The 25,049-nt window shown below is 71.6% G+C and carries 18 protein-coding genes and 1 tRNA gene; 3 read left to right on the plus strand and 16 right to left on the minus strand.

Annotated elements, in window-relative coordinates; translation table 11 throughout:
- Positions 1 to 61: 61 nt before the first annotated feature.
- Complete coding sequence (locus ACLJPL_RS10175; RefSeq protein ID WP_411080424.1) at positions 62 to 1,498, minus strand: hypothetical protein; 1,437 nt, start codon at positions 1,496 to 1,498, stop codon at positions 62 to 64.
- 269 nt (positions 1,499 to 1,767) lie between these two features.
- Here ACLJPL_RS10175 and ACLJPL_RS10180 point away from each other — a divergent pair, with 269 nt between their 5' ends.
- Both ACLJPL_RS10180 and ACLJPL_RS10185 read left to right on the plus strand, forming a co-directional pair.
- Entirely contained in the window at positions 1,768 to 2,997 is a 1,230-nt protein-coding gene (locus tag ACLJPL_RS10180; RefSeq protein ID WP_411080537.1) for a pyridoxal phosphate-dependent aminotransferase, read from the plus strand.
- On the plus strand, positions 2,994 to 4,127 hold the full coding sequence (locus ACLJPL_RS10185; RefSeq protein ID WP_411080425.1) for a glutamate--cysteine ligase: 1,134 nt from the start codon (positions 2,994 to 2,996) through the stop codon (positions 4,125 to 4,127). The genes ACLJPL_RS10180 and ACLJPL_RS10185 overlap by 4 nt, the downstream gene beginning before the upstream one ends.
- 31 nt (positions 4,128 to 4,158) lie before the next feature.
- Here ACLJPL_RS10185 and rbsD read toward each other — a convergent pair whose 3' ends face one another.
- The 6 genes from rbsD to ACLJPL_RS10215 all read right to left on the minus strand — a co-directional run bounded on the left by rbsD (position 4,159) and on the right by ACLJPL_RS10215 (position 10,400).
- Positions 4,159 to 4,548, minus strand: coding sequence for a D-ribose pyranase (rbsD, locus tag ACLJPL_RS10190; protein ID WP_411080426.1), 390 nt, complete (start codon positions 4,546 to 4,548; stop codon positions 4,159 to 4,161).
- A complete protein-coding gene (locus ACLJPL_RS10195; protein WP_411080427.1) occupies positions 4,545 to 5,474 on the minus strand; it encodes a ribokinase in 930 nt (309 codons plus the stop codon). Before ACLJPL_RS10195 ends, rbsD begins: the two co-directional genes overlap by 4 nt.
- 61 nt (positions 5,475 to 5,535) lie before the next feature.
- Positions 5,536 to 7,497, minus strand: coding sequence for a substrate-binding domain-containing protein (locus ACLJPL_RS10200; protein WP_411080428.1), 1,962 nt, complete (start codon positions 7,495 to 7,497; stop codon positions 5,536 to 5,538).
- Positions 7,487 to 9,055 (minus strand): sugar ABC transporter ATP-binding protein, encoded by a 1,569-nt coding sequence (locus tag ACLJPL_RS10205; protein WP_411080429.1) that lies wholly within the window; start codon positions 9,053 to 9,055, stop codon positions 7,487 to 7,489. The genes ACLJPL_RS10200 and ACLJPL_RS10205 overlap by 11 nt, the downstream gene beginning before the upstream one ends.
- A complete protein-coding gene (locus ACLJPL_RS10210) occupies positions 9,052 to 10,071 on the minus strand; it encodes a LacI family DNA-binding transcriptional regulator (protein ID WP_411080430.1) in 1,020 nt (339 codons plus the stop codon). The genes ACLJPL_RS10205 and ACLJPL_RS10210 overlap by 4 nt, the downstream gene beginning before the upstream one ends.
- Positions 10,072 to 10,312: 241 nt before the next feature.
- Positions 10,313 to 10,400: transfer RNA gene (locus tag ACLJPL_RS10215), tRNA-Leu, on the minus strand.
- Between the two features lie 164 nt (positions 10,401 to 10,564).
- Here ACLJPL_RS10215 and ACLJPL_RS10220 point away from each other — a divergent pair.
- Positions 10,565 to 11,869, plus strand: coding sequence for a DUF2254 domain-containing protein (locus ACLJPL_RS10220; protein ID WP_411080431.1), 1,305 nt, complete (start codon positions 10,565 to 10,567; stop codon positions 11,867 to 11,869).
- 72 nt (positions 11,870 to 11,941) lie between these two features.
- Here the strand turns inward: ACLJPL_RS10220 and ACLJPL_RS10225 are convergent, their stop codons facing one another.
- From ACLJPL_RS10225 to ACLJPL_RS10265, 9 genes are all read right to left on the minus strand, one after another.
- On the minus strand, positions 11,942 to 13,048 hold the full coding sequence (locus ACLJPL_RS10225) for a sugar phosphate isomerase/epimerase family protein (RefSeq protein ID WP_411080432.1): 1,107 nt from the start codon (positions 13,046 to 13,048) through the stop codon (positions 11,942 to 11,944).
- Between the two features lie 113 nt (positions 13,049 to 13,161).
- Positions 13,162 to 14,583, minus strand: a complete 1,422-nt coding sequence (locus tag ACLJPL_RS10230) for an alkaline phosphatase family protein (RefSeq protein ID WP_411080433.1) — start codon at positions 14,581 to 14,583, stop codon at positions 13,162 to 13,164.
- The gene (gene eboE, locus ACLJPL_RS10235; protein ID WP_411080434.1) at positions 14,580 to 15,755 is read right to left on the minus strand and encodes a metabolite traffic protein EboE; all 1,176 of its coding nucleotides are present in this window, start codon (positions 15,753 to 15,755) and stop codon (positions 14,580 to 14,582) included. The genes ACLJPL_RS10230 and eboE overlap by 4 nt, the downstream gene beginning before the upstream one ends.
- Before the next feature lie 4 nt (positions 15,756 to 15,759).
- Positions 15,760 to 16,608 (minus strand): TatD family hydrolase, encoded by an 849-nt coding sequence (locus tag ACLJPL_RS10240; protein ID WP_411080435.1) that lies wholly within the window; start codon positions 16,606 to 16,608, stop codon positions 15,760 to 15,762.
- Positions 16,608 to 17,318 (minus strand): EboA domain-containing protein, encoded by a 711-nt coding sequence (locus ACLJPL_RS10245; RefSeq protein ID WP_411080436.1) that lies wholly within the window; start codon positions 17,316 to 17,318, stop codon positions 16,608 to 16,610. The genes ACLJPL_RS10240 and ACLJPL_RS10245 overlap by 1 nt, the downstream gene beginning before the upstream one ends.
- Positions 17,312 to 18,172 (minus strand): sugar phosphate isomerase/epimerase family protein, encoded by an 861-nt coding sequence (locus ACLJPL_RS10250; RefSeq protein ID WP_411080437.1) that lies wholly within the window; start codon positions 18,170 to 18,172, stop codon positions 17,312 to 17,314. The genes ACLJPL_RS10245 and ACLJPL_RS10250 overlap by 7 nt, the downstream gene beginning before the upstream one ends.
- Positions 18,169 to 19,464, minus strand: coding sequence for a UbiA family prenyltransferase (locus tag ACLJPL_RS10255; protein WP_411080438.1), 1,296 nt, complete (start codon positions 19,462 to 19,464; stop codon positions 18,169 to 18,171). The genes ACLJPL_RS10250 and ACLJPL_RS10255 overlap by 4 nt, the downstream gene beginning before the upstream one ends.
- A gap of 212 nt (positions 19,465 to 19,676) precedes the next feature.
- A complete protein-coding gene (locus ACLJPL_RS10260; RefSeq protein ID WP_411080538.1) occupies positions 19,677 to 20,762 on the minus strand; it encodes an inositol-3-phosphate synthase in 1,086 nt (361 codons plus the stop codon).
- 318 nt (positions 20,763 to 21,080) lie between these two features.
- Positions 21,081 to 24,800: a ThuA domain-containing protein gene (locus ACLJPL_RS10265; RefSeq protein WP_411080439.1), complete on the minus strand. Its 3,720-nt coding sequence runs from the start codon at positions 24,798 to 24,800 to the stop codon at positions 21,081 to 21,083.
- Positions 24,801 to 25,049: the final 249 nt, after the last annotated feature.

The following is a 25,049-nucleotide window of genomic DNA, read 5'->3' on the forward strand; positions in this document are numbered from 1 at the left end:
GGTCACCGTCGCGGGGCAGTCTCCCGGAGACTGCCCCGATCCCTTCCCTCCTGGCGGCCGTTCAATGTTCATCGACGCCGCCGGGCAAGGACTGCCGGAGCAGGGGCGCCGCCGCGACCTCAGCGACGATCGCATCGGCCGTCGTCCTGACCGGCTGCCGTATCGCCCCGGGCGCCCACGCGAAGCTCACATCGCTCCGCCCCTCGCACAAGCGCCAGAAGTCCTCGGCCGGACCGCTCATCGCCTGTTGCAGTTCACGCGCGCGGACTTCAGGCACGCCGGGGGCGATCGCGCAGTCGATCGCCGGGACGCACCAGAGGCCCTCCGCCTCTCCGGTCGGCGAAGGGACACGGAACGCCTGCCGGACGCTGTCCGGTCCGACCGTGAACCGGACCTGGGGCAGGACGAGTTGGCTGTGCGCGCGGGCCAGCCTTCTGAGCACGCGCTCGGCGTCGTCGGTCGGCTGCGGGGTAGTCATGCGGATTCTGTACGTCTGCACGGCCCACGGGACGGCGAAGGCGGCGAACCCGATGACGACCGATGCGATCCACACCTGGAGCAGGTCCCGTATGCCGTATCCCTGCAGATAGGTGCGGGCATTGCCGGTCGCCGCCGTGGCCAGCCAGTACACGGGGATCGCCAGGATGGACAGGGTCGCCGAGACGGCCAGGAACTCGGGGGCGCTCGCGTCGATCGGCGGGAGGTCCACCCCTCTCGCACGAGCCCGGCGTGCGGGAATGCGGTAGGCCATCAGGACCAGGAATCCCGGCAGGAGGAGGAACGACGGCACGCCCACCGCGGTGAGGAAGTCCGACTCACCGAGTACCGAGTACTCGAAGTCGCGCGAGAGCACGACGCCTGCCCGCCGGGTGACGCCCGCCTCCTGGTAGGAGACCTCTGTCGTGAAGAGCGCCTGGTGTTCGCCGGCCCTCGAACGGGGCGTCGCCTCGATCCTGAAACGGAACAGCGCCGTCGTACCCGGGGCGACCTTCCGGGGTAATCGCACTCTCTGCTCGTGTCCGCAACGGTCGGCGTCGCTGTGCGCGGCTGGTTCCGTCCGCCGGTGGCAGACACGCATGTCGGACGAGACCGTGGCCGACATACGGTTCACGGCCACAGGACTTCCGGAGGTGTTGCGGACCACCACGTACACGTCCTGCGGCCGGGCTTCCTGCAGGCGGACCATCGACGTGACCAGTGATACGTCGACCACCTCGCCGGTCGGGGCTGTCTTCGTGGCCTTGACGGCCAGGGCGGCCGTGCCCACGACCGCACCGGACCGGGTCGCCTCGAAGGCGATCACGGTGTCCGTGGTGCGGCCCGGCTCCCAGCGCAGGGTGACCCGCCATCGTGTAGTGGTCGGCGTTCTCTCCCCGGCGGCGATCACCACGTCCAGACCCGCGACCGGAACGGAGGAGAGTTCGAGAGCCGCAGTGCTGCCCCCCGACTGGCGCGCCACCACGTCGACGACTCCGGGCACATCGTGGCCCAGGGCCAACTGCTGTGGCAGAAGGATGAGTTCGCCAGATGTCGAACGCGGGGAGGGTGCCTGCCAGACCCAACCGCCACAGCACACCAGCGTGACGACCGACAGGGATAACCAGCGGACCAGTGCCCGACTCGGTCCCGAACGTGGCTGCATCGATCCCCCAACCCTGCCCCGGACCGTCCTCGTTCGGGAGCCGTGAATTATGCAGGAGCCTCGGGGTGACGGGCAACAGCGATTCAGGGGAGGCATTTCGGTTCATGAGTGGGACGATGAACGTCATGGAAGCTGCGTGCGATCAGCCCTGTCCCCCCTTACGTCCTCGCCCCGCACAGCGCGTAGGAGAGCTTCCCGAGGGCCTCGGCCGATGGCTGGCGCACGGACAACGGAGCGGTGTCGTCGATCTCGCGGTGGGAACACCCGAGTTCCCGAGAACGCCTCGTCGCGCGGTCGAGGCGGCCGGACGGGCCATGCGACGGGGGGACAACCAGTACGGTCCGCCCGCCGGCATCGAGCAACTGCGGTCAGCGCTCGCCCTGTTACTTCCGGGCTCTCCTGACCCGACGGACGAACTGACCATCACGGCGGGCGCCACGGAAGCCCTCAACGCGGTGATGCTCGCCCTTCTGGAGCCCGGTGACGAAGTCGTCCTGACCGAGCCGTACTACCCGAACTTCCTGGCTGCCGCAGCGCTGGCCGGAGGCCGTCCCCGCTTCGTCCCCCTGCGGCCGCCCCACTGGTCCCTCGATCCCGACGACGTGGCCGACGCGATCGGTCCCCGCACGCGTCTGCTTCTTCTCAACACTCCGCACAATCCGACAGGCCGCCTGCTGTCCCGGGACGAGCTGCAACTGCTGGGGTCGCTCTGCGCCCGACGAGGTATCTGGCTGGTCAGCGATGAGGTGTACGCCTCCTACGCCTATGAGGGCCTTGTCCATACGTCGGTCTGCGACCTCCCGGGGCTCCACGACCTCGCGATCAGCATCGGAAGCCTCTCCAAGAGTCACGCGGTCAGCGGCTGGCGCATGGGGTACGTGCGTGCGGCACGCCCGGTGACCCGTGCCGTGAGAAGGGTGCACGAAGCCCTGACCGCCGGCGGGGCGACACCGTTGCAGCACGGTCTGGCGGCGGTCCTCGCCGGGACGGAGGGGGCCCGGCTAGCAAGCGCGATGCAGGAGCGCCGTGACCGGGCGTTGGAGATGTTCCGGCTGAGCGGTCTGGCGTGCACGACCCCCCAAGGGGGTTGCTACTTCACCGTGGCCCTTCCCGACGCCTTCGGGAGCAGCGAGGCGTTCGCCGGTCATCTCCTGCGGCGGGCGGGTATCGCGGTGCTTCCCGGAAGTCTCTTCGTGACGGGATCGGACCCCGCGCTCGGCGGCTTCGTCCGCGTCGCCTTCAACCGCCGGAGAAAGACACTGAATCGCGCTCTGGACCGTTTGAACGGATTCGGCGTCACGGACCGGCTCCCTTCGGTCGAGTCATCGGAGGGTTCGCCGGAAGGGGCGGCATGACCGGTCGAAAGCCATCGGTTCGTTCCGGCGGGACTCTCGGTGTGGAGGAGGAGTTCTACCTGGTGGACGCGCGGACCCGGCTGCCGGTGGCCGCCGCCGACATCGTCCTGCCCTCGGTGCGAGAGCGGGGCGTCGCCGCGACGAGCGAACTGACGCCTCTGCAGATCGAGTTGCAGACACCGGTCTGTCACAGCCTGGCGGACGTCGCCACCGCCCTGGCACGGGGCCGGCGGGCACTCGCCGCGTCCGCCGCGGAGCACGGCCTGGGGATCCTGGCATCGGGTACGCCGGTGCTGGACGCGGCCCCTCCGCCGCCGCTCAGCGCCGCCCCCCGGTACTCGGCGATGCTGGACCGGTTCGGTGCCCTGCTGAACGGCCAGGGTACCTGCGGCCTGCACGTCCATGTGGGCGTGCCGGACCGCGAGGAGGCCGTGCGGCTCTGCGGGCACCTGCGGCCCTGGCTGGCCTGTCTGCTCGCCATCAGCGCCAACTCCCCCTTCAGCTCCGGGCACGACACGCGGTACGAGAGTTGGCGAGCCGTCCTCGCGACGCGCTGGCCCACGGTGACGCCGCCCCCCGTGCTCTCCGGTGTCGCCGCGTACGAAAGCACCCTGGAACGGCTTCAACGCTACGGAACGGCCCTCTCCCCCCAGGGCGTCTTCTGGTGGGCCCGCCCTTCCCCCGGTTTCGCCACCGTCGAGATCAGGGTCGCGGACACCCAGCCCACCACGGAGGACACCCTCCTCCTGACGGCTCTGACGCGCGCGCTCGTCCTGGAGGCACTCGACGCGGTGCGCCGGAACGCTCCTGTTCCCGACGTCGACGATCTCCGGGTGAACGCGATGCTGTGGCGCGCGGCCCGCTACGGCATGGACGGCTCCCTGATCCATCCCGAGACCGACGACCTCGTGCCCGCGCCCGCACTCTTCCAGCAGCTGTGCTCACAACTGCGCTCCCGGCTGGAGCGCCTGGGCGACTGGGACACCGTCTCCCGGCTGTCGGAACGGTTGTTGAGCGTGGGCTCCGGTGCGCGACGGCAGCGTACGGCGGCCGAAGGCGGTGGTCGCCTGCGTGATGCCGTCGACGCGGTCAGCGTCCCCGGCCGCCGCCCCCTTCCCTCTCACCCGTGACGTGGCGGCGGCTCCTCGCCCTGCCGTGTCCTCAGAAGAAGACCCCGCACCGCAGCAGCACGTTCGCGTACGGCCGGGCCTCTCCCGTCCGGACGACCAGGCGTGCCCCGGCCGTGTGGGCCTTGAGGTCGTCGTGCGGGACCAGGCGCAGGTCGGGGAAGCGGGCGTCCAGGAGGCTCGCGGCCTCCGGGTTGGCGTCGCGCACCTCCAAGGCCGCCGTCGCTCCGTCCACGACCAGCTCGTCGAGCAGGCCGTCCAGGACTTCGGCGAACGACGGGGTTCCGGCGCGGAAGGCCAGGTCGACCACGCGGGGGCCGGGCGGGATCGGCATGCCCGCGTCGCAGATCAACACGCCGTCGCCGTGGCCCAGTTCGGCGATGGCTCCGGCCAGGTGGCGGTTGAGGATGCCCGACTTCTTCACAGCGCGTCGACCTCATCCAGCGTCGGGAAGGACGCCTGGGCGCCCCTCGACGTGACGGCCGCCGCCCCCACCCGTACCGCGAAGGCCGCCGCCTCCCGCAGGTCGTCGCCGCGCCCCAGCCGCCAGGCCAGGGCGGCGGTGAACGCGTCCCCGGCCCCCGTCGTGTCGACGGCCGCGACCTTCGGGCCGACGAGGTGGTCCAGGGAGTCCGTGCGGCTGTCGGCCACCAGTGCGCCCGCCGCGCCCAGCGTGATCACGACCGAGCGCGGGCCCAGCGCCAGCAGGGCCGGGGCCCAGTCGTGCGGGGCGTCGCCCGCCGCGTCGCCGAGGACGTACCGCGCCTCGTGCTCGTTGACCACCAGCGGGTCGCAGGCCGTGAGCACCTCGTGGGGCAGCGGGGCGGGCGGGGACGGGTTGAGGACGAGGCGGGCTCCCGCCCCGAGGCGGCGCGCCGTCTCCGCGACCGTGTCCAGGGGGATTTCCAGCTGCACGGAGACCACCCGTGCGGCCGCGAGCAGCGGCGTCGCCGCCCGTACGTCCTCGGGCGTCAGCCGGCCGTTCGCGCCCGGGGACACCACGATGCTGTTGTCGCCCGAGGGGTCCACGGTGATCAGCGCGACGCCGGTCGGGGCCCCGCCGACCAGGACGCCCGCCGTGTCGACGCCCGCCGTCCGCTGGGTCTCCAGGAGGAGCCGCCCGTGGTCGTCGTCGCCGACCCGGGCGAGCAGCGCCGTCCGGGCTCCCAACCGGGCCGCGGCGACAGCCTGGTTGGCGCCCTTGCCGCCCGGGTGGACGGCCAGGTCGGAGCCGAGCACCGTCTCGCCGGGGGCGGGGCGGCGTTCGACGCCGATCACCAGGTCGGCGTTGGCCGAGCCGACGACCAGCAGGTCGTAGCGGTACCGGTCGTCGGGGGCGTTGTCGTGCATGGAAGTGCTTCCTGCTCTCGTCGGTCGGAACCCGTGAGACGGGTTCAGGGGGGAACGCGGTTCAGGAGAAGTCGGCGGCGTTCTCCCGCGTCACCACCTTGACCGGCACCTTCACCGTGCTCTCCACCCGGTCGCCCTTCGCCGCCTTGACGGCGTTCTGCACCGCGATCCTGCCCAGCTCGCCGGGCTGCTGCGCCACGGACGCGTACAGCGTCCCGGCCTCGACCGCCTTCAGGCCGTCCGGGGTGCCGTCGAAGCCGACGACCGAGACGGACTTGCCCGCCTTGCCGCCGAGCGCCTTGACCGCGCCGAGCGCCATCTCGTCGTTCTCGGCGAAGACGCCGGTGATGCCCGGGTGGGACTGGGCCAGATTGGTCATGACGTCCAGGCCCTTGGTGCGGTCGAAGTCGGCCGGCTGCTTGGCGACCACCTTGATGTCCGGGTACGCCTTGAGCCCCTCGGCGAAGCCCGCTCCGCGCTCGCGGCTGGCGGAGGCGCCCGCCGTGCCCTGGAGGATGACGATGCTGCCCTTGCCGCCGAGCTTGTCGGCGAGCGCGTCGGCGGCGAGCTTGCCGCCCGCCACGTTGTCGGAGGCGACGAGGGTGGCGGTGTCGGCCTTGTTCACGCCGCGGTCGGCGGCGATCACCGGGATGCCGGCCTTGTTGGCGCTGCGGACGCCCGGCCCGACCGCGTCGGAGTCCACCGGGTTGACGATGATGGAGGAGACGCCCGAACTGGTGAAGTTCTGGAGCTGGTTGGCCTGCTGAGAGGCGTCGTTCTGGGCGTCGGTGACGGTGAGGTCGATGCCCGCCTTCTCGGCCTCCGCCTGCGCGCCGTCCTTCATCTGCACGAAGAAGGGGTTGTTGAGCGTCGAGAGGGACATGCCGACCTTCGTCGTGCCCCCGGACGAACCGGAGTTGAGGTAGGACACCCCGCCGACGACGACCGCCGCGGCGAGCGCCGCTCCGGCGAACCTGAGCGCTCCCCTGCGTCCGGATCCCGGCGCGCCGGGCGCTGCACCGGCCGAGGAGGCCGCACCCGAACCGGCCTTGCGGCGCAGCGTGTCGAGCAGGACGGCGAGCGCGATGACGACGCCGATGACGACCTGCTGCCAGAACGCCGACACGGAGAGGAGGTTGAGGCCGTTGCGGAGCACCGCGAGGATGAGCGCGCCGATCAGGGTGCCGGACGCCTTGCCGACCCCGCCGGCCAGGCTGGCCCCGCCGATGACGACCGCGGCGATGGCGTCGAGTTCGTACCCCTGGGCGGCCTGCGGCTGGGCGGAGACGAGGCGCGAGGCCAGGACGATGCCCGCGACGGCGGCGAAGAGGCCGGACAGCGCGTAGATGACGATCTTCTGGCGCTTGACCCGCAGGCCGGAGAGCCGGGCGGCTTCCTCGTTGCCGCCGATCGCGTACATGGAGCGGCCGATGAAGGTGCGGCCGAGGATGAGGGCGGTGATCAGGCCCATCGCGATCATCACGAGGACCGGTACGGGGAGCCGGCCGCCGAGCGTGTCGCCGAGCCGCGAGACGGAGTCGGGGAAGGCGATCGGGCTGCCCTGCGAGATGACGAGGGAGAGGCCCCGGGCGATCGAGAGCATCGCCAACGTCGCGATGAACGGCGGGAGTTTGCCGTACGAGATGAGGGCGCCGTTCACGAAGCCGCAGGCGATGCCGGTGGCGATCGCGAGCACGACGGCGAGGACGACCGGTACGCCGGCGGAGGTCGCCGACCAGGCCAGGACCGTCGCGGACAGGGCCGCCACGGAGCCTACGGACAGGTCGATGCCCGCCGAGACGATGACGAAGGTGACGCCGAACGCGAGGATCGCGGTGACGGCCGCCTGCACGCCGACGTTCAGCAGGTTCTGGGTGGTGAGGAAGTCTCCGGAGAGCAGCGACATCGCCACCACCAGAACGACCAGGGCGCTCAGCGCGCCGTTGTCGAGCAGGACGCGGCGTATCAGGGAGGGGCCACCGCCGCCTGCGCCCGTCTCACTCTTCAGTGTCTCAGTGGCCACGGGGGCCCTCCTCTTCGTTCTTCGGTGCGGGGTGTTCGCGGGGCCCGGCGGCGTTGACCGCGAGGGCCATGACGGCGTCCTGGGTGGCCTCGGCGGCGGGGAGTTCACCGGCGATGCGGCCCTGGGCCATGACCAGCACCCGGTCGCTCATGCCGAGGACCTCGGGCAGGTCGCTGGAGATCATCAGGACGGCGTGGCCGGACGCGGTGAGCTCGTTGATGAGCTGGTAGATCTCGACCTTGGCGCCGACGTCGATGCCCCGGGTCGGCTCGTCCAGGATCAGCACCCGGGTGTCGGCCAGCAGCCACTTGCCGATGACGACCTTCTGCTGGTTGCCGCCGGAGAGGGTGCGGACGTGCTGGCCGAGACCGGACATCCGGACGCCGAGCTGCTCGGCGATGCGGGCGGCCGCCGTACGCTGCCCCTTGAGGTCCACGAGCCCGGAGCGGGTCGCGGAACGCAGGGTGACCAGGCCGAGGTTCTCCTGCACGGAGGCGTCGAGCACCAGCCCCTGCCCCTTGCGGTCCTCCGGTACGAGGCCGATCCCGGCGCCCATCGCGGCGGGCACGTCGCCCCGGGCGAGGCGCTTGCCGCGTACGTCGACGGTGCCCGCGTCGTACGGGTCCGCGCCGAACACCGCGCGCGCCACCTCCGTACGTCCGGCGCCGACGAGCCCGGCCAGGCCCACGACCTCACCGGCGTGCACGTCGAAGCTGACGTCGTGGAAGACCCCGTCCCGGGTCAGCCCCCGCACGGACAGCAACGCCTCCCCCGTGTCGGGGCGTTCGCGCGGATACTGCTGCTCGATGCTGCGGCCGACCATGAGCTGGACGAGCTCGTCCTCGGGCGTGGCGGCGGGCACCTGGTCGACGCTGCGGCCATCGCGCAGGACGGTGACGCGGTCGCCGAGTGCGGCGATCTCCTCCAAGTGGTGGGTGATGAAGATGATTCCGACGCCGTCCGCACGCAACTGCCGGACGATCGCGAAGAGTTTGTCGACCTCGCCCGAGGTGAGCACGGCGGTCGGCTCGTCCATGATCAGAACGCGCGCGTCCAGGCTGAGCGCCTTGGCGATCTCGACCATCTGGAGCCGGGCGATGCCCAGTTCACGGACCTTGGCCTCGGGACGCACATCCACCCCGACCCGGCGCAGCAGCTCCTGCGCCTCCGCCCGCATGCACCGGTGGTCGACGATCCCGAAGCGGCGCGGCTGCCGGCCGAGGAAGATGTTCTCGGCCACCGTCAGGTCGGGCACCAGGTTGAATTCCTGGTAGATGGTGGCGATGCCGAGACGTTCGGCGGCCTGCGCGTCCGTGATGCGCACCTCGCGGCCCTCGGCGAGGATCCGGCCCCGGTCGGGGCGGTACGCGCCGGAGAGCATCTTGATGAGGGTGCTCTTTCCGGCGCCGTTCTCGCCGAGCAGGACATGGACCTCGCCCCTGCGCAGGTCGAAGTCGACGTTGTCGAGCGCCACCACGCCGGGGAAGGTCTTGCGCAGACCCTCGATGCGCAGCAACTCGTCCGGTGTTGCCACCAGTTGCTTCTCCGGTGCGTTCACCGGTCGCTCCTCTGGTCGGTTGCGTCCCGGCCGCCGCACGAGCGGCGCACGACGAGACGGGCGGGCAGGGTGACGGACTGCGGGGTCCGTCCTTCGATCAGGTCGGCCAGCGCGCGTACGGCGGCGCGGGCCAGGTCCGCGGTCGGCTGGGCGATGGCGGTGATCGGCGGGTCCGTGTGGACGAACCAGGGGATGTCGTCGAAGGCGGCGAGCGCGATGTCGTCGGGCACCCGCAGCCCCCGGGCCCGGATCGCGTCCAGCGCGCCGAGTGCCATCAGGTTGTCGGCGGCGAACACGACCTCGGGCGGCTCGGCCAGTGCGAGGAACCCCTCGGCGGCCCGCCGTCCGCTGGCGGCCTGGAAGTCGCCCTGCCCGATGTAGGCGTCGGGCAGGGCGAGGCCCAGCTCCCCCATCGCCTCCCGGAACGCCTCGACGCGCTCGTTGCCGGTGGTGGTGGCCGCGGGCCCGGCGATGATCGCGAGCCTGCGGTGGCCGAGGCCGTGCAGGTGCGCCACCAGGTCCTTGACCGCCCCCGTGCCGTCCGCCCGGACGACGGGCACGTCGATGCCCGGGATCCAGCGGTCCACGAAGACCATCGGCGTACCGCTCAGGGCGACCTCCCGCATCAGCGGTGAGCCGCCGTCGGCGGGCGAGACGAGCAGCCCGTCGATCCTGCGGTCGATGAGCGTGCGGATGTGGTGGTCCTGGAGCTCGGGCCGCTCATCCGCGTTGCCGATGATGACGCTGTAGCCGAGCGCGCGGGCCTCTTCCTCGACGAAGCGGGCCAGCTCGGTGAAGTACGGGTTGAGTACGTCGCTGATGACCAGGCCGAGGGTCCGGGTCTGCGCGGTCCGCAGCGAGCGGGCCACGGCGTTGGGCCGGTAGCCGAGGGCGTCGACGGCCGCGAGCACGCGGCCTCTCGCGTCCCGGCTGACGGACGGATGGCTGTTCAGCACCCGCGAGACCGTAGCGACGGACACACCCGCCGCGGCCGCGACATCCTTGATGCTCGCCATGTCCGGACCACCTCCTTGTGGTTTCCGTACACCTCGAAACCAGGGGGCGGGCCGATCGCTCGACGCCGTGGAATCGATTACAGGGATGATTGGAATCGATTACATGACTGAAAACAAGACCCCGCCCCCGGTCCGAGACCGGATCGTGACGGGAGGAGCGGAGTGCGGTGGAGGAGCGGCCCACCGGCCCCCGCCCGAAACGCCGAAGACCCCAGATCAACTGGGGTCTTCACTGGTGCGCTGGTGTCCGAGGGGGGACTTGAACCCCCACGCCCGATAAAGGGCACTAGCACCTCAAGCTAGCGCGTCTGCCATTCCGCCACCCGGACAAGGTGTCTGTCGTTCGCGGTGTGTTCCCCGCGGCGACATGGAAAACAATACCAGGGGTTCGACGCGCCCCTCACCTGTATATCCGGTGGTCAGTGCGGTGCGGCGTGCCGGTGCGACCTCGGCCTCCGCAGTCCTCGGAGGTCTCGGGGCTACCTTCGCGTCCATGAGTGATCGCGGCTACCGCCGGCCCCGTCCGCTGTCTCCCCTGCGCGAGCATCTGCGCGACACGTTCTGGTTCGCCCCGACCATGGGGTTCGTCTGTGTGTTCGTGCTGTGGCTGGCCGCTTCCCGGGTCGACGATGAGATCGTCGCCTTCCTCCAGCGCGAGCGGGCGTACGACGACCTCGATGGCCTGATGTCCTTCGCCCAGGACGCCAAGACGATCGTCACGACCATCAGCTCGGCGATGATGACCTTCATCGGTGTCGTCTTCAGCATCTCGCTGGTGGCGGTGCAGATGGCGAGCGGGCAGCTCACACCCCGGGTGGTGCGGATCTTCGTCCGCAGCCGGATCAGCAAGCTCACGCTGACGGTGTTCCTCGCGACGTTCCTGTTCTCCCTGCTGGTGCTGACCTCGTACGAGAGCGAGGCGGACCCTCGCCGGGTGGTCTCGGTCCCGTTGTTGCAGAGCATGCTCACGCTGGTGCTCGTCGGGCTGAGCCTGCTGCTGTTCATCGCCTACGTCAGCGCGACGCTGCGGCTCATGCAGGTCGGGCCGGTCGTCGACCGCATCGCGCGTGACTCGTTCCGGGTGCTCGGCCGGATGCCCAGGGGGCCGGGCGGGCCCGAGGGGCTGGGGCCGGAGACCGGGCGCGTGGTGCATGAGGGGCGGGCCGGGGTGCTGCGGGACGTGAACACCGCGCGGCTGGTCCGGGCCGCGCGGCGGCAGGGGGCGGTGCTGCGGCTGATCCCCCGGATCGGGGACTTCGTGGTGCCGGGGACTCCGGTGCTGGCCGTCCATGGCGGGCCCGTACCTCCGCGTCATCAGCTGCGGTACACGGTCTCCGTCGGGGTGGAGCGCACCCTGCACCAGGACCTGGCCTTCGGGCTGCGTCAGCTTTCGGACATCGCGCTGCGGGCCCTGTCGACCTCCGTGAACGATCCGACCACCGCCGTCCAGTGCCTGGACCGGATCGTGCAGTTCCTCGCCGCCGTGGTGGACCTCCCGCTCGGCGCCGTCCACCACCGGGACCGGGCCGGGCGGGTGCGGCTGGTGCAGGACGGTCCGGGGTGGGAGGACCTGGTGGATCTCGCCTTCGAGGAGATCCGGTGGTGTGTGGCCGGAAGCCCTCAGGTGTCGCGGCGGCTGCTCGCGGGACTCGATGACTTGTCGATGCTTGCCCCGGAGGGGCGGAAGCAGCCGTTGGTCCGGCATCGGGCGCTGCTCGTGCAGGCCGTGGAGCGGACCGTTCCGGTGGCCGCCGACCGGGAGTTCGCCCTGCTCCCGGACCGGCAGGGCATCGGGTGACGGTGATCGCGTCTCGTCAGCGGTGCGGCCCGGTCCGCCGGAGGGCCTCCGGCGGACCGGGCGCTTCGCGCGTCAGTCGCCGCAGCGGCCCTCGCGCAGGGAGTGCAGGTGCTCGCTCGACTTGCGGGCGAAGGCCAGCGACGCCACCGGGTTGTCGTGCTCCGCCTGCCAGTGGTGGTAGGTCCGGCCGCGGTGGGTCCGGTTGGTCACCTTGGACAGGAACGTCTTGTAGTCGATGTCCCCGTCGCCGACGTCCGTCATCCGGTAGCCGTCGCGCGTCGTGTCGTCGCGGACGCCGTCCTTGACGTGGAAGAGCGGGTAGCGGTCGGGGTGCTTCAGGACGTACTTCAGCGGGTCGAGCGGGGCCCGGCTGCCGTCCGCCCGCTTCGAGAAGCGGAACTGGGCGCAGTAGGCCCAGTAGATGTCCAGTTCCAGATAGACGAGGTCGGGGTCGGTCTCGGCGAGCAGGACGTCGTACAGGCGCACCTTCGGCTTGTCGGTGGCGAAGGAGAATTCCTCGGCGTGGTTGTGCTGGTAGAACTTCATGCCGCGCTTACGAGCGGCGGCCCCGTACTTGTTGAAGTCGTCGGCCGCCCGCTTCCAGCCGTCCACCGTGGAGCCGTAGCGGAACGGGCCCGAGGCCGTGCCGATGTGCTTGAGGCCGAGTGCCTGGGCGTCGTCGAGGACCTTGTCCAGGTTCTGGGCGAAGGTGTAGGCGCCGGGGTTGTTGTCGTCGTAGTAGCCGACGTGGCTGCCGATCGGGTTCAGGCCGTGGTCCCGGGCCAGCCGCTTGAGCTGGGCGAGAGTGATGGGGCCGGCCGAGCCCTGGGTGTAGCCCGCGAACTCGATCTCGTCGTAGCCGTACTTCTCCAGCTCGCTGAAGACGGGGCCGAAGCCGAGCGTGGAGACCTGGTCGCGGAGGCTGTAGAGCTGGATGCCGAGGCGCCCGGGGGGCAGGACGGGCTTGCCCTTGCCGTGCCCGTGCCCGTGCCCGTGTCCGTGCCCGTGGTCATGACCGGGTCCCTGGCCCTGGCCCTTGCCGGGTCCCTGGTCGCGGCCGGCGGCCTGGGCGCTCGCCGTGCCGATGATCGTGGCGGCGGTGGCTCCGGCGGCGACGCCGAGGATGTTGCGGCGGCTCAGTCTGCGGGCGAGTTCGGTGTCCTTGGAGGTGCGGCTCATGTTCGCGTGACTCCCTTGGGTGACATGGGTGATGTGGGTGACATGAGGGACGTGGGTGACGTGGGGTGGGCCATGCGGTGCCGGGGCGTTGTCAGTGCGGTCCGGCAGGCTTGTCAGTGCAGTCCGGCAAGCTGGAGCAGCAGGGACTTCACTTCGGTGGCCCTGACCCGGCCGGTGAACGCGTGGGGGGTGGAGCAGAGGATGAGCGGACCTTCGTCGTCGCTCGACGGGAGGCGGCCGTGGCTGCCGCGAATAGGTGAGGGGTCCAGGGGGACGACCGCCATGCGGTAGCGCAGGCCGAGCTTCTTGCGGGCGACCGCCGACACGGCCTTGAGCCGTACGTAGGGGTCCTGGGGGTCCATGAACAGTTCGACGGGGTCGTAGCCGGGTTTGCGGTGGATCTCGACGAGCTGGGCGAAGTCGGGGGCGCGGGCGTCGTCGAGCCAGTAGTAGTACGTGAACCACGCGTCCTTCTCCGCCACGGCCACCAGCTCCCCGGAGCGGGGGTGGTCCAGGTGGTGCGCCTTCTTGCCCTCGTCGTCCAGGAGCTGGTCGATGCCGGGCAGGTCCGCCAGTGCCGCCCGGGTCGCCTCCAGGTCCTCGGGACGGCGTACGTAGATATGGGCGAGCTGGTGGTCCGCGACGGCGAAGGCACGGGAGGCCATCGGGTCGAGGTACTCCATGCCGTCCTGCGTATGCACCTCCAGCAGGCCCGCCCGGCGCAGCGCCCGGTTGATGTCGACCGGTCGGCTCACCCGGGTGATGCCGTATTCGGAGAGCGCCACGACCGTACGGCCTTCGGCTCGCGCGTCCGCCAGCAGCGGGGCGATCGCCCGGTCCAGGTCGGCGGCCGCCCGGTGGGAGCGGGGGTCGTCGGGGCCGTAGCGCTGGAGGTCGTAGTCCAGGTGGGGCAGGTAGCAGAGCGCGAGGTCGGGGGTGCGGGTGGCGATGATGTGGCGGGTGGCGTCGATGATCCACTGGGAGGAGACCAGGTCGGCGCCGGGGCCCCAGAAGTGGAATAGAGGGAAGGTGCCGAGCTTGTCGGTCAGTTCGTCGTGCAGGGCGGGCGGCCTGGTGTAGCAGTCGGGTTCCTTGCGGCCGTCCGCGTAGTAGACGGGGCGCGGGGTGACGGTCCAGTCGGTGTCGGCGCCCATCGCGTACCACCAGCAGATGTTGGCGACGGTGTAGCCGGGGTGGGCGCGGCGGGCGGCGTCCCAGAGTTTGTCGCCGTCGACGAGCCCGTTGTGCTGGCGCCAGAGCAGGACGTCGCCGAGCTCGCGGAAGTACCAGCCGTTGGCGACGATGCCGTGTTCGGAGGGCGTGGCGCCGGTGAGGAAGGTGGACTGGGCGGCGCAGGTGACGGCGGGCAGCACGGTGGTCAGAGGGGCCCGCGCGCCCTGCTTCCCGAGCGCCGTGAGGTTCGGCATGTGGGTGAGGAGCTGCGGGGTGAGGCCGACGACGTCGAGGACGAGGAGGGGGGTGGGGCCCTCGCGGTCTGCCGTGCCCGTGGTCGTTCCGGGGGCGTCCTTGGTCATGGCAGCTCCTTGAGACCGAGGTCGACCAGGAGGTCGCGGGCGAGGGTGAGTTCGGCGGCGATGCCGTCCGCGAGCTGGGTACGGGTGCGAGGCCGCAGTTCGGCGGGCAGGGCCTGCCAGGTGTACGTCTCCACCTCCAGGTGCCGGGTCAGCGGCGCCGCTCCCCCGACGAGCCGGGCGAGCGTGGCGCGGAGCACGGGGAGTGTGGAGGTGAGCGGGGGCGCGGGCGGTGCGTGCAGGGGGACGTGGAAGTGGGCGCGCCACGGAGTGCTGTCCGGGAGCGCCCGGCCGGTGACGGCTTCGTCCAGGTCGTCGGTGCCGCGCAGCCCGGCGGCCGTGCTGGTGCGGGTCTGGTGGAGGAAGCGCGGTTCGGCGAAGGCGGCGAGCGCGTCGCGGACCTCGGGCAGGTGGGGGTGTTCGGCGTGCAGGGCGGCGGAGAGCTGGGACTTGACGACGGGGATGCCGGCCTCGGCCAGGGCGTCGAGTGCGGTGTCGGGGTCCTCGAAGGAGGTCGCGAGGTGGCAGGTGTCGACGCAGACGCCGATGCGGTCGTGGCCGATGTCGGTGAGCGGGGCGATGGCGTCGGCGGTGGTCTCCACGGTGCAGCCCGGCTCCGGTTCGAGGCCGATGCGGATGGACTTGCCGGTGAGTTCGGCGAGGGCGTCCAGGCGCTGGGCGAGCGTGGTGAGGGCGGTGCGCGCGGCGCGGGCGGCCCCGGGGTCGGTGGCGTAGGGGGTGCGCCAGGCCAGCGGCAGGGTGGAGATGGTGCCTTCGGTGACGTCGTCGGGCAGCAGGGCGGCCAGGAGGCGGGCGAGGTCGGTGGTGTGGGCGAGGCGGTCGGGTTCGGTCCAGTCCGGCCGGTAGACCCGGTACTTGACCTCGTCGGCGCCGAAACCCTCGTACGGGAAGCCGTTGAGGGTGACCACTTCGAGGCCCCGGCTGTCGAGTTCGGCGCGCAGGGCGCGGAGCTCGGCGGGGTCGTTGATCAGGGCGCGGGCGGCGTCCCTGGCCAGCCAGAGGCCGATGCCGAGCCGGTCCCGGCCGAGGCGGCGGCGTACCGGTTCGCAGTGGTCGCGGAGCTGGGCGCGGACGCCGTCCAGCGTTTCGGCGGGGTGGACGTTGGTGCAGTAGGAGAGGTGGACCGTCGAGCCGTCCGGGTGGCGGAAGCGCATCGCCTCACTCCCCGCCGCGCAGGATGGAGTTGCCCTCGTGGAGGGCGTCGGGGCCCGGCACGTCCAGTTGGAGGCGGCCGCTCCGGCCGTAGAAGGCGACGGGGTTGCGCCACAGGACCTGGTCGACGTCGTCCTCGGTGAATCCGGCCTTCAGCATCGCGTCGGCGACCTTGCGGGTCTTGAGCGGGTCGCTCTTTCCCCAGTCGGCGGCGGAGTTGACGAGGATCTTCTCGGTGCCGTGGTCCCGGAGGACGGCGACCATCCGGTCCTCGTCCATCTTGGTGTCCGGGTAGATGGAGAACCCGGCCCAGCAGCCGCTGTCAGTGGCGGCCTTTACGGTTGTCTCGTTGAGGTGGTCGAGCAGGACGTGCTCCGGGGGGAGGTGCGATTCGCGGATGACGTCGAGTGTGCGGTGGAGACCGGCGAGCTTGTCGCGGTGCGGGGTGTGGACGAGCGCGGGGAGCCCGTGGTCGGCGGCCAGCTGGAGCTGGGCGGCCAGCGCGTGGTCCTCGGCCGGGGTCATGGAGTCGTAGCCGATCTCGCCCACGGCGACGACGGAGTCCTTGACCAGATAGCGGGGCAGGGCGTCCAGGACGGGAGTGCAGCGGGGGTCGTTCGCCTCTTTGGGGTTGAGGGCGAGCGTGCAGTGGTGCGCGATGCCGTATTGGGAGGCGCGGAAGGGCTCCCAGCCGAGCAGGGCGTCGAAGTAGTCGAAGAAGCTGGCGGGCGAGGTGCGGGGCTGGCCGAGCCAGAAGGAGGGTTCGACGAGGGCGCGGACGCCCGCGTCGTACATCGCCTGGTAGTCGTCCGTGGTCCTGGACGTCATATGGATATGGGGGTCGAAGATGCGCATCAGGACTCCTCCGTGGGGGCGGCGGGGGCGGGCCGTTCGGGTGCCGGGGTGCGCTCGGGCGAGCCCGGTGGGGCCGGTACGGCTTCTTGCGCGGTGAGGGCGAGTGCGGTGCGCAGGCCGGCCGGGACGTCACGGCCGGCGGCGATCCGCTCGGCGGCGAAGTCGCGGAGCATACGGGCGAGTTCGCCGTCCCCCCGGGCCCGCTCGTCGAGCCGGGCGACGACCTCGACCGGCACCCCGGTGAACAGGCACTTCAGTACGGCGTGGCGCCAGGCGTGCGGGTCGAGGTGGGCCGCGGCGTACGGGCCCACGGCTGCGGCTACCAGCCGGGTGTCGTTGGTGCGCAAGGCGTCCTCCACGAGCGGGAGGGCGGTGTCGCCGAGGCCGAGGCGGTCCAGGGTGAGCAGGACGGCGCGGCGTTCGGCCGCTGTGCCCTGTTCGTAGAGCCGGGTGACGGAGAGGAGCGGGGCCCGGGCCTCGATGAGGAGGAGGGAGCGTACGGAGTCGGCGTGGGCCGGTCCGCAGTGCCGGCCGGCGGCGGCGTAGCGGAGTTCCCAGGGCGGGGAGGTGTACGAGGGCGTCTCAGCGGCGCCGGCGCGTGCGGGTTCGCGCGCCGCCGCGTCCTGGGCGGCCTCGGACAGGGCCTCGTCGAGCCAGGCGCGGGCGGGGCCGTCGAGTTCGCCGTCGAGTTCCTTGCGGGACTTCAGCACGGGGCTCCCCCCTTGGCGGTCATGGCGTCGCGCAGGAAGGCGATGGAGGTGCGGGCGAGCTCGGGGCCCGCGTGCGAGTGGCGGGGCAGTTCGACGACGGTGAGACCCCGGTAGTCCGAGGCGGCGAGGGCCGCGAGCACGGGCGGGAAGTCGATCTCGCCGTCACCGAAGGGGAGGTGCTCGTGGACGCCGCGCCGCATGTCCTCGATCTGGACGTGCCGGAGCCAGGGGGCGGAATCCTTGACGCACTGCACGGGCGACGCCTCCTCCAGGCACTGGCAGTGGCCGATGTCGAGCGTGAGGCCGAGGGGGCCCGGGTCTCCGAGAAGGCCGCGCAGGTGGTGGAAGTCGGCGAGGGTGGCGAGGAGGTGGCCCGGCTCGGGCTCGATGGCGAGGGGGATGCCGGACCGGTCGGCGGCTTCGAGGACGGGGGTGAGTGCTTCGGTCAGGCGTTTCCAGGCGGTGTCCGTCGACGTGTCGGGCGGGGTGATGCCGCTGAAGCAGTGGACGGCGTGCGCGCCGAGTTCGGCGGCCACGTCGACGGCGCGCACGAGCAGAGCGGTGCGGGCGGCCCGGGCTTCGGGGTCCGGGTCGAGAAGGGAGGGGCCGTGCTTGCGGCGCGGGTCCAGGACGTAGCGGGCTCCGGTCTCGACGGTGACCCGGAGGCCGAGGGAGGTGAGCCGGCGCCGGACCTGGCGGGTGCGTTTTGCGAGGTCCGGGGCCAGGGGGTCCAGGTGCATGTGGTCGAGGGTCAGGCCGACGCCCTCATAGCCGAGGTCGGCGAGGAGCCCGAGGGCGTCGTCGAGGCGGAGGTCGGTGAGCCCGTTGGTGCCGTAGCCGAGGTGCAGGGTCATGTGGGGCTCACCTTCCGGGCGAGGGCGCGGGCGAGGGGGACCAGCGCCATGACGGCGACACCGGAGCCGGGCGACCCGGCGCGGGCGGCGAGCGCTGCCTGAAGCGGGATCATGGCCCGGATGCCGCCGCCGACCGCGCGCTGGGTCAGGGGCGGGGACGGGTTGAGGGCGGCATGCAGGAGGGGCGGCCCGGCGGTGCGGAGGTAGGCCCCGGCGAACGCGGTGAGCAGAAGGCGGGCCGGGGCGGAGATGTCGGCCGGGTGGGGGTGGCCCGGTCCGAGCTCCCCCGGCCCGCGCGCGCCGGGTCGGGGAGCGACGGGTCGGGGAGCGCCAAGTCTTGGAGCGCCAAGTCTTGGAGCGCCAGGCCCGGGAGGGACGGGTCGGGGAGCTCCGAGGCCGATTCCGCCGGGGTCCGGCACGGTGGTCCGGTCCGGGTGGCGTCCCCGATGGGCCGCGAGCACCGCCGCGCCGAGCCCCGCCGTCGTGGCGAGCACCGCGAGCGGTACGGCGGTGGAGCCGCCCTGCGCCTCGTGGCGGGACACAGCGGTCACGCCATAGGTGTGCGCCCCGAGCACCAGGGCGGCGGGGAGAGCGGCGACCAGAGCGCCGAGCACGGGACCGGCTGCTCCGGCAACGTTGTCCAGCCCGGTGGGCGGTACGGCCCCGGCGCGCGCCGAAGGCGTCGCAGGAGCCGGAGGCAGCGTCGGCGTCGAGGCCATGGCGCGGTGCCCCACCCCCGTACCGGCGGCGTACGCGGTCCCCGCCCCCACCGCCGCCGGAGCCGCAGTCCCCCTCGCAGCCCCTGCCCCCACCGCCGCCGGAGCCGCAGCCCCCGCCGCAGTCGCGGTCGCAGTCGCAGTCGCAGTCGCACCCAGCAGCAGGTCCAGGGAGCGGGCGGCGGCCATCGCCGCCGGGCCCGCCTTCGTGTGCTTGAGGTGCAGGTCGTAGGCCCAGACGGTGGCGGCCAGGCCCGTGGCGACGGCCAGGGCGGGCCGGCCCGCCCGCGCCGCGAGGGCCAGGCCCGCCAGCGTCAGCGCCCCGGCCGCGCCCAGGGCTGCGGGCGGGCTGATGCGGCCCGAGGGGATCGGCCGGTGCGGGCGGTCGATCGCGTCCTCCTCGCGGTCCGCCCAGTCGTTGAGGGCCATCCCCGCCTCGTACAGGCAGAGCGAAGCGCCGATCGCGAGGGCGGTCCCCCGGCCGGGGCCCCGGCCCACCGCCGCGGCCCCGGCCAGTGCGTCCCCCGGCACGGAGAACAGTGCGGAGACCCGGAACAACTCCGTCCAGGCCCGCACCGCGTCCCCTCTCCCGCGCCCGGGGGACAGTGGGCGCCTGTCCGGCACGGGTGCAGTCCCACCCGTACCGGACAGGCCGTCATCGGGGGCGGCGGCCGGCTTCCCACCCCGTACGGCATGGCCGTTCAGCCCCGCCGGAACCGCCCTCAGTCCTGCGGAGAACACCGGCAGCGCCGGAAGCATCGAAAGCACCGACAGCCGTCGCCGCCGCCTCACGCCTGGCCCCGCAGCCGCTCCGCGAAGCCCAGCAAGGTCGCGTACTGCTCCGCGAGCGCCGCCGAGGTTCCGCCGTCCGGGTCCTTGAAGTAGAAGCCCAGCTCCGGCCGGGGGCCGCTGAGGCCCAGCTCGTGGGAGCGGGCGAGCAGCCGTGCCAGGTCCAGCACCAGCGGGGCGGCGAGGGCGGAGTCGCAGCCCTGCCAGATCGTCTGGAGGACCATCCGGGAGCCGAGGAAGCCGTCGAAGGCGATGTGGTCCCAGGCCGTCTTCCAGTCCCCCATCGCCGGCACGTCGTCGATGTGGACCTCGCCCTCGGGGGCCGTGCCGAAGGTGTCGGCGAGGACGCGTTCCTTGCCCGCGTTCTTCGCGGCGGCGGCCGCCGGGTCGGCGAGGGCCGCCCCGTCGCCGCCGCCCAGCAGGTTCGACCCGGACCAGGCCCGTACCGGCAGGGCGCGTTGGAGGAACATCGGGGCGAGCACGGAGCGGAGCAGGGTCTGGCCGGTCTTGCCGTCGCGTCCCGCGTGGGGAAGTCCGCAGTCGGCGACGGCGTCGGCCAGTGCGGGGGCGCGCAGGCCGGTGGAGGGGGTGAAGTTGGCGTAGGAGCAGCCGGCCCGGAGCGCGGCGGCGGCGTAGAGGGAGCTGGCGGGGAGCCGGGGGTCGTCGGGGCCGGGGGCGGGCTCGGTGGAGGAGACGTTGACGACGACCGTGCGGGCCAGTTCGTGGCGGTAGCCGAAGTCGGTGAGGTCGGCGGCGAACGCGGCGATGAGTTCCTCGTCGGTGCGGGTGTCGCCGGGCAGCGGTCCGCCGGGGCGTATCTCGGCGTCGGCGGCGTCGAGTTCGGCGCGTACAGCGGTGGGGAGGCGGTACGGCAGCACGCCGCCCTCGGCCAGCGCCTCGGCCCGTTTGGCGAGCGGGCAGTCCAGGGTGTCGTGGCCGCCGAAGACCAACGAGGTCAGGGGCGGCAGGCCGCTGCCGGCGAAGGGGGGCGTCTCGGTGACCATGCCGGTCGGCGGGTGGAGGCCCGCCGCGATGGCGGCGCAGCCGGCGGTGGCGGTGGTGGCGACGGAGCCGCGCGCTCCGATGAACCAGACACCGGTACGGCCTGGGTCGACGCCATGATCCGGGGAGTCGCCACGGCCCGGGTCGTAGCCATGATCCGGGGAGTCGCCACGGCCCGGAGCGTCGGTACGGCCCGGGACGTCACCACGGCCCGGGACGTCACCACGGCCCGGAGCGTCGCCACGGCCTGGCGCACCGGCACGGGTCACGGCCTCCGTACGGCCTTCACGATCGGCATGTGCGGTCACGGGCTGCCTCCCTGGGGGATGAAGAGGTGGAGGACGGCGGGCGGGGGAAGGCGTGAAGTCCTCCCCCGCCCGTCGTCGGCAGAGGTGGCCGCCCTACGTCGAGGGCAGCTCCTTCAGTTGGATGTCGCGGAAGGACACCCGGTCGTCGGCTCCGTGGTTCTGGAGGCCGATGTAGCCGTCCTTCAGGCTGCGGGCCGGGTCGGTGTTGGTGAAGTCGTTGATCTTGGTTCCGTTGAGGAAGACCTGTAGGCGTTCGCCCTGGACCTTGATCTCGTAGCTGTTCCACTGGCCCGGCGGCCGCAGGACGCGGTCACGGGCCTTGATGTTGGCCGACTTGAAGGTGTAGACGGCTCCCGTGGTGCGGTCGGCGGCGTCGGTCGCGTCGATCTGGATCTCGTAGCCGTTGTTCACCGCCGACCAGGGGTCGTCGGACTCCGGGAAGCCCACGAAGACACCGGAGTTGTCGTCGCCGGCCATCTTCCAGTCGAGCTTGAGGGAGTACGCCTTCAGCTCCTTGGCCTGGTAGGTGAGCAGGCCCATGCCGCCCTCGGAGTGCAGAGCGCCGTCACTGATGGAGAACTTGCCGGGCCCGGCCTGCTTCCAGCCTTCCAGCGTCTTGCCGTTGAAGATCGGCCGGTAGTCCTTGTCCGGCTTGCAGTCGGCCTTCACCTGTCCGGTGGCGTAGCGCAGTCCGCCCGACACGTGCTGGCGGAAGGCCGGTTCGGCGTAGGACTCCTTGGTGTGGCCGAGACCGGTGTAGAAGGAGCGGCCGCCCTGGTAGGTCTGGCACCAGGAGATCGGGTGGTCGCCCTTCATGGTGCCGCCGGTGTAGGTGGTTTCGTCGAGCGTGGCGAGGACCTTGGCCTTGTCCCGGGGGTTGGTGCGGTAGTTGTACCACTCGTCGGTGCGCTCCCACTCCTCGTCCAGGTGCGCGGTGGCCGGATGGTCGTGGTCCTCGACGCGGACGGTGGCGGGCTGGATCTGCGGGTGCGAGTCGAAGTAGGCCCCGACGAGGCCGCCGTAGAACTCCCAGTCGTACTCGGTGTCGGCGGCCGCGTGGATGCCGACGTAACCGCCGCCGCCCGCCACGTAGTTCTCGAATGCCTTCTGCTGCTCGGCGTTGAGGACGTCGCCGGTGGTGGAGAGGAAGGCGACGGCGTCGTAGCGGGCGAGGTTGCTGGTGGTGAACTGGGCGGCGGACTCGGTGGAGTCGACCGTGATGCCGGTGTCCTTGCCGATCTCCTTCAGCGCGGCGATGCCGTCCGGGATCGAGTCGTGGCGGAAACCGGCGGTCTTGGAGAAGACCAGGACGCGCTTGGCGGTCTTGTCGACCGGGATGTTGGAGAGTTCGAAGTCGTCCACGTCGTAGAGCGCGCCGTCGCCGCCCTTGAAGACGAGGAAGAGTTCGGTCTGCTTCTTCGGCGCTCCGCGCAGCGGGATGTCGATGTCCTGGAAGGTGTCCCAGCTGCCGGTCACCGGAACCGGGCCCGAGCCGAGGATCTTGCCGGTGGGCGATCCGGCGCGCACTTCGAGGAAGCCGCCCGAACCGGCCGACGAGATACGGGCGGTGAGCTTGGTGGTGCCGGCGAGGACGTAGGTCTTGAAGGAGATCCAGTCGTCGTTGTGGATGTCGCCCACGGTCTTGCCGCCGTGCGCGCTCGACTTGCTGGGCGTGGTGACGCCGGAGGAGTCGTCGTAGTGCTCGGCCTGCCGGTGCCTGGGCTGGAGCCGGGCGGCGTCCTTGCCGGTCAGCTTGGCCTGGCCGCCACCGCCGTTATCGGTGTAGGAGGCCGAAATGCCGCCGTAGATATTGGCGTTGGGGTCGTGGCCGCCTTCCATGGCGGTCTTGATGGTGCCTTCGCAGCCGTGCTCGGTGGTGATGTCGTGCCCGTGGCTGTCGTGGCCCAGGGTGAACTTGACCTCGACCTTGGTGCAGTCGATGGTCCCGTCCTCCGGGTCGCTGACGTTCACCTTGAACGGCACGGAGTCACCGAACTCGAAGAGCTGCCCGTCCTCGGGGAGCACCAGCTCCACGGTGGGCGCGGTGTTGCCGACGGTGATGTGGACGCTGGCGGAGCCGGTGCGGCCGGTCGGGTCCTCGGCGGTGAGCGTGGCGGTGTAGGCGCCGTTCTTCTTGTACGTGTGCGTGGGGTTGGCGGCCGTGGAGGTTGCGCCGTCACCGAAGTCCCAGGCGTACGTGAGGGGGTCGCCGTCGCCGTCCGCCGTACCGGCCGAGGAGAACTTCACCTTCAGCGGCGCGGTGCCGGACGTCTTGTTCGCGGATGCCTCCGCGATGGGCGAGCGGCCTCCGGTGGCGTTCTCGATGCGGTAGAGGGCGGAGTTCTCGTCGCCGCCGAACCAGGCGAGGCCGTAGTCCAGTACGTACAGCGCCCCGTCCGGGCCGAAGGCCATGTCCATGATCTGCGTACCGGACCACGGCACGTCGTTGATGGACTGGACGCCGCCGTCCGCGTCCTGCTCGATGCGCTTGATCCACCGGCGGCCGAACTCACCGGCGAAGAAGTCGCCGTCGTACGCCTCGGGGAACTTGACCGGGGAGTCGAGGTCCGCGTCGTAGCGGTAGACCGGACCGCCCATCGGGGACTCGGAGCCGCTGCCGAACTCGGGCAGCGAGCCGCCGTCGTATGGGATCCAGGCGGCCTCGGCCGGCGGCAGGTCGACGAGGCCGGTGTTGTGCGGCGACTCGTTCTTGAGGTTGGCGCAGTCGAAGGCCGCACCGGAGGTCTTGGTGGCGAAGTCGTAGTCGATGTACGGCTCGTTGTCGCCCACGCAGAAGGGCCAGCCGAAGTTGCCGGCCTTCGTCACCCGGGCGAACTCCACCTTCCCGGACGGCCCGCGCTTGGGGTCGGCCGAGCCGGCGTCGGGGCCGTAGTCGCCGACGTACACGATGCCGGTGGCCTGGTCGACGGAGAAGCGGAACGGGTTGCGGAAGCCCATCGCGTAGATCTCGGGGCGCGTCTTGTCGGTGCCGGGCTCGAAGAGGTTGCCCTCGGGGACGGTGTACGAGCCGTCCTCGGCGACCTTGATGCGCAGGATCTTGCCGCGCAGGTCGTTGGTGTTGCCGGAGGTGCGGCGGGCGTCGAACGCCGGGTTGCGGTCCGGGCGTTCGTCGATCGGGGTGAACCCGTCCGAGGCGAAGGGGTTGGTGTCGTCGCCGGTGGAGAGGTAGAGGTTGCCGTCCTTGTCGAAGTCGATGTCACCGCCGACGTGGCAGCAGATGCCGCGCGAGGTGGGGACGTCCAGGACCTTCTTCTCGCTGGCGGTGTCCAGGGTGCCGTCCTCGTTCAGGACGAAGCGGGAGAGCCGGTTGACGCCCTCGAACTTCTCGAAGTCGGCGGCGGTCCCGGTCTCGGGGGCGTCGCCCGCCGGAGTGTCCATCGGGGGTGCGTAGAAGAGGTAGATGGCCCGGTTCTCGGTGAAGTCCGGGTCGATGCCGACGCCTTGGAGACCTTCCTCGTCGTGCGTGTACACGGGGAGGGTGCCGGAGATCCTGGTGTTGCCGGCGCTGTCGGTGATCCGCAGTTCGCCGCCGCGCGAGGTGTGCAGCACGCTGCGGTCGGGGAGGACGGCGAGCGACATGGGCTCGCCGGTCTCCTCGACGCCCTTGGCCAGGGTGACTTGCTGGAAGTCCTCCGCCACGGGCTCCTCGTGGCCGGGGTGGCCTGGGTGGGCGGTGGCTCCGGGCGCGGAGCCGAGGGTCAGGGTCGCGGCGGCGAGGAGTCCGCCGGTGAACAGCGCGAGCGTTTTACGGACGCGGGTCCGGGCGAAGAGCCGCTTTCTGGTTCGGTGCACGAAAGGTCCTCCGGAGAGTGCCGGTTGTACGGGCGGGTGTAGCCGTGCCGTGCCGCGCGGGGACTGCCGCGCGTGCGTCGCCGGGGCCGGGAGCGACCCCGGTGACGCGAGTCATGTCGTGTACACGTGGTGGACGGTAGACCTGTTCGTCCGGGACGGAAAGCCCTTGTGCAAGAGCTGGGCCGAACTTCTTCTTCCGTCAGGACAAAGGGGGTTGTGGGCAGCACGAGGCAGCCCCGGGGCCTGGGG

The sequence above is a fragment of the Streptomyces sp. cmx-18-6 genome (assembly GCF_046548915.1).
GTDB lineage: Bacteria > Actinomycetota > Actinomycetes > Streptomycetales > Streptomycetaceae > Streptomyces.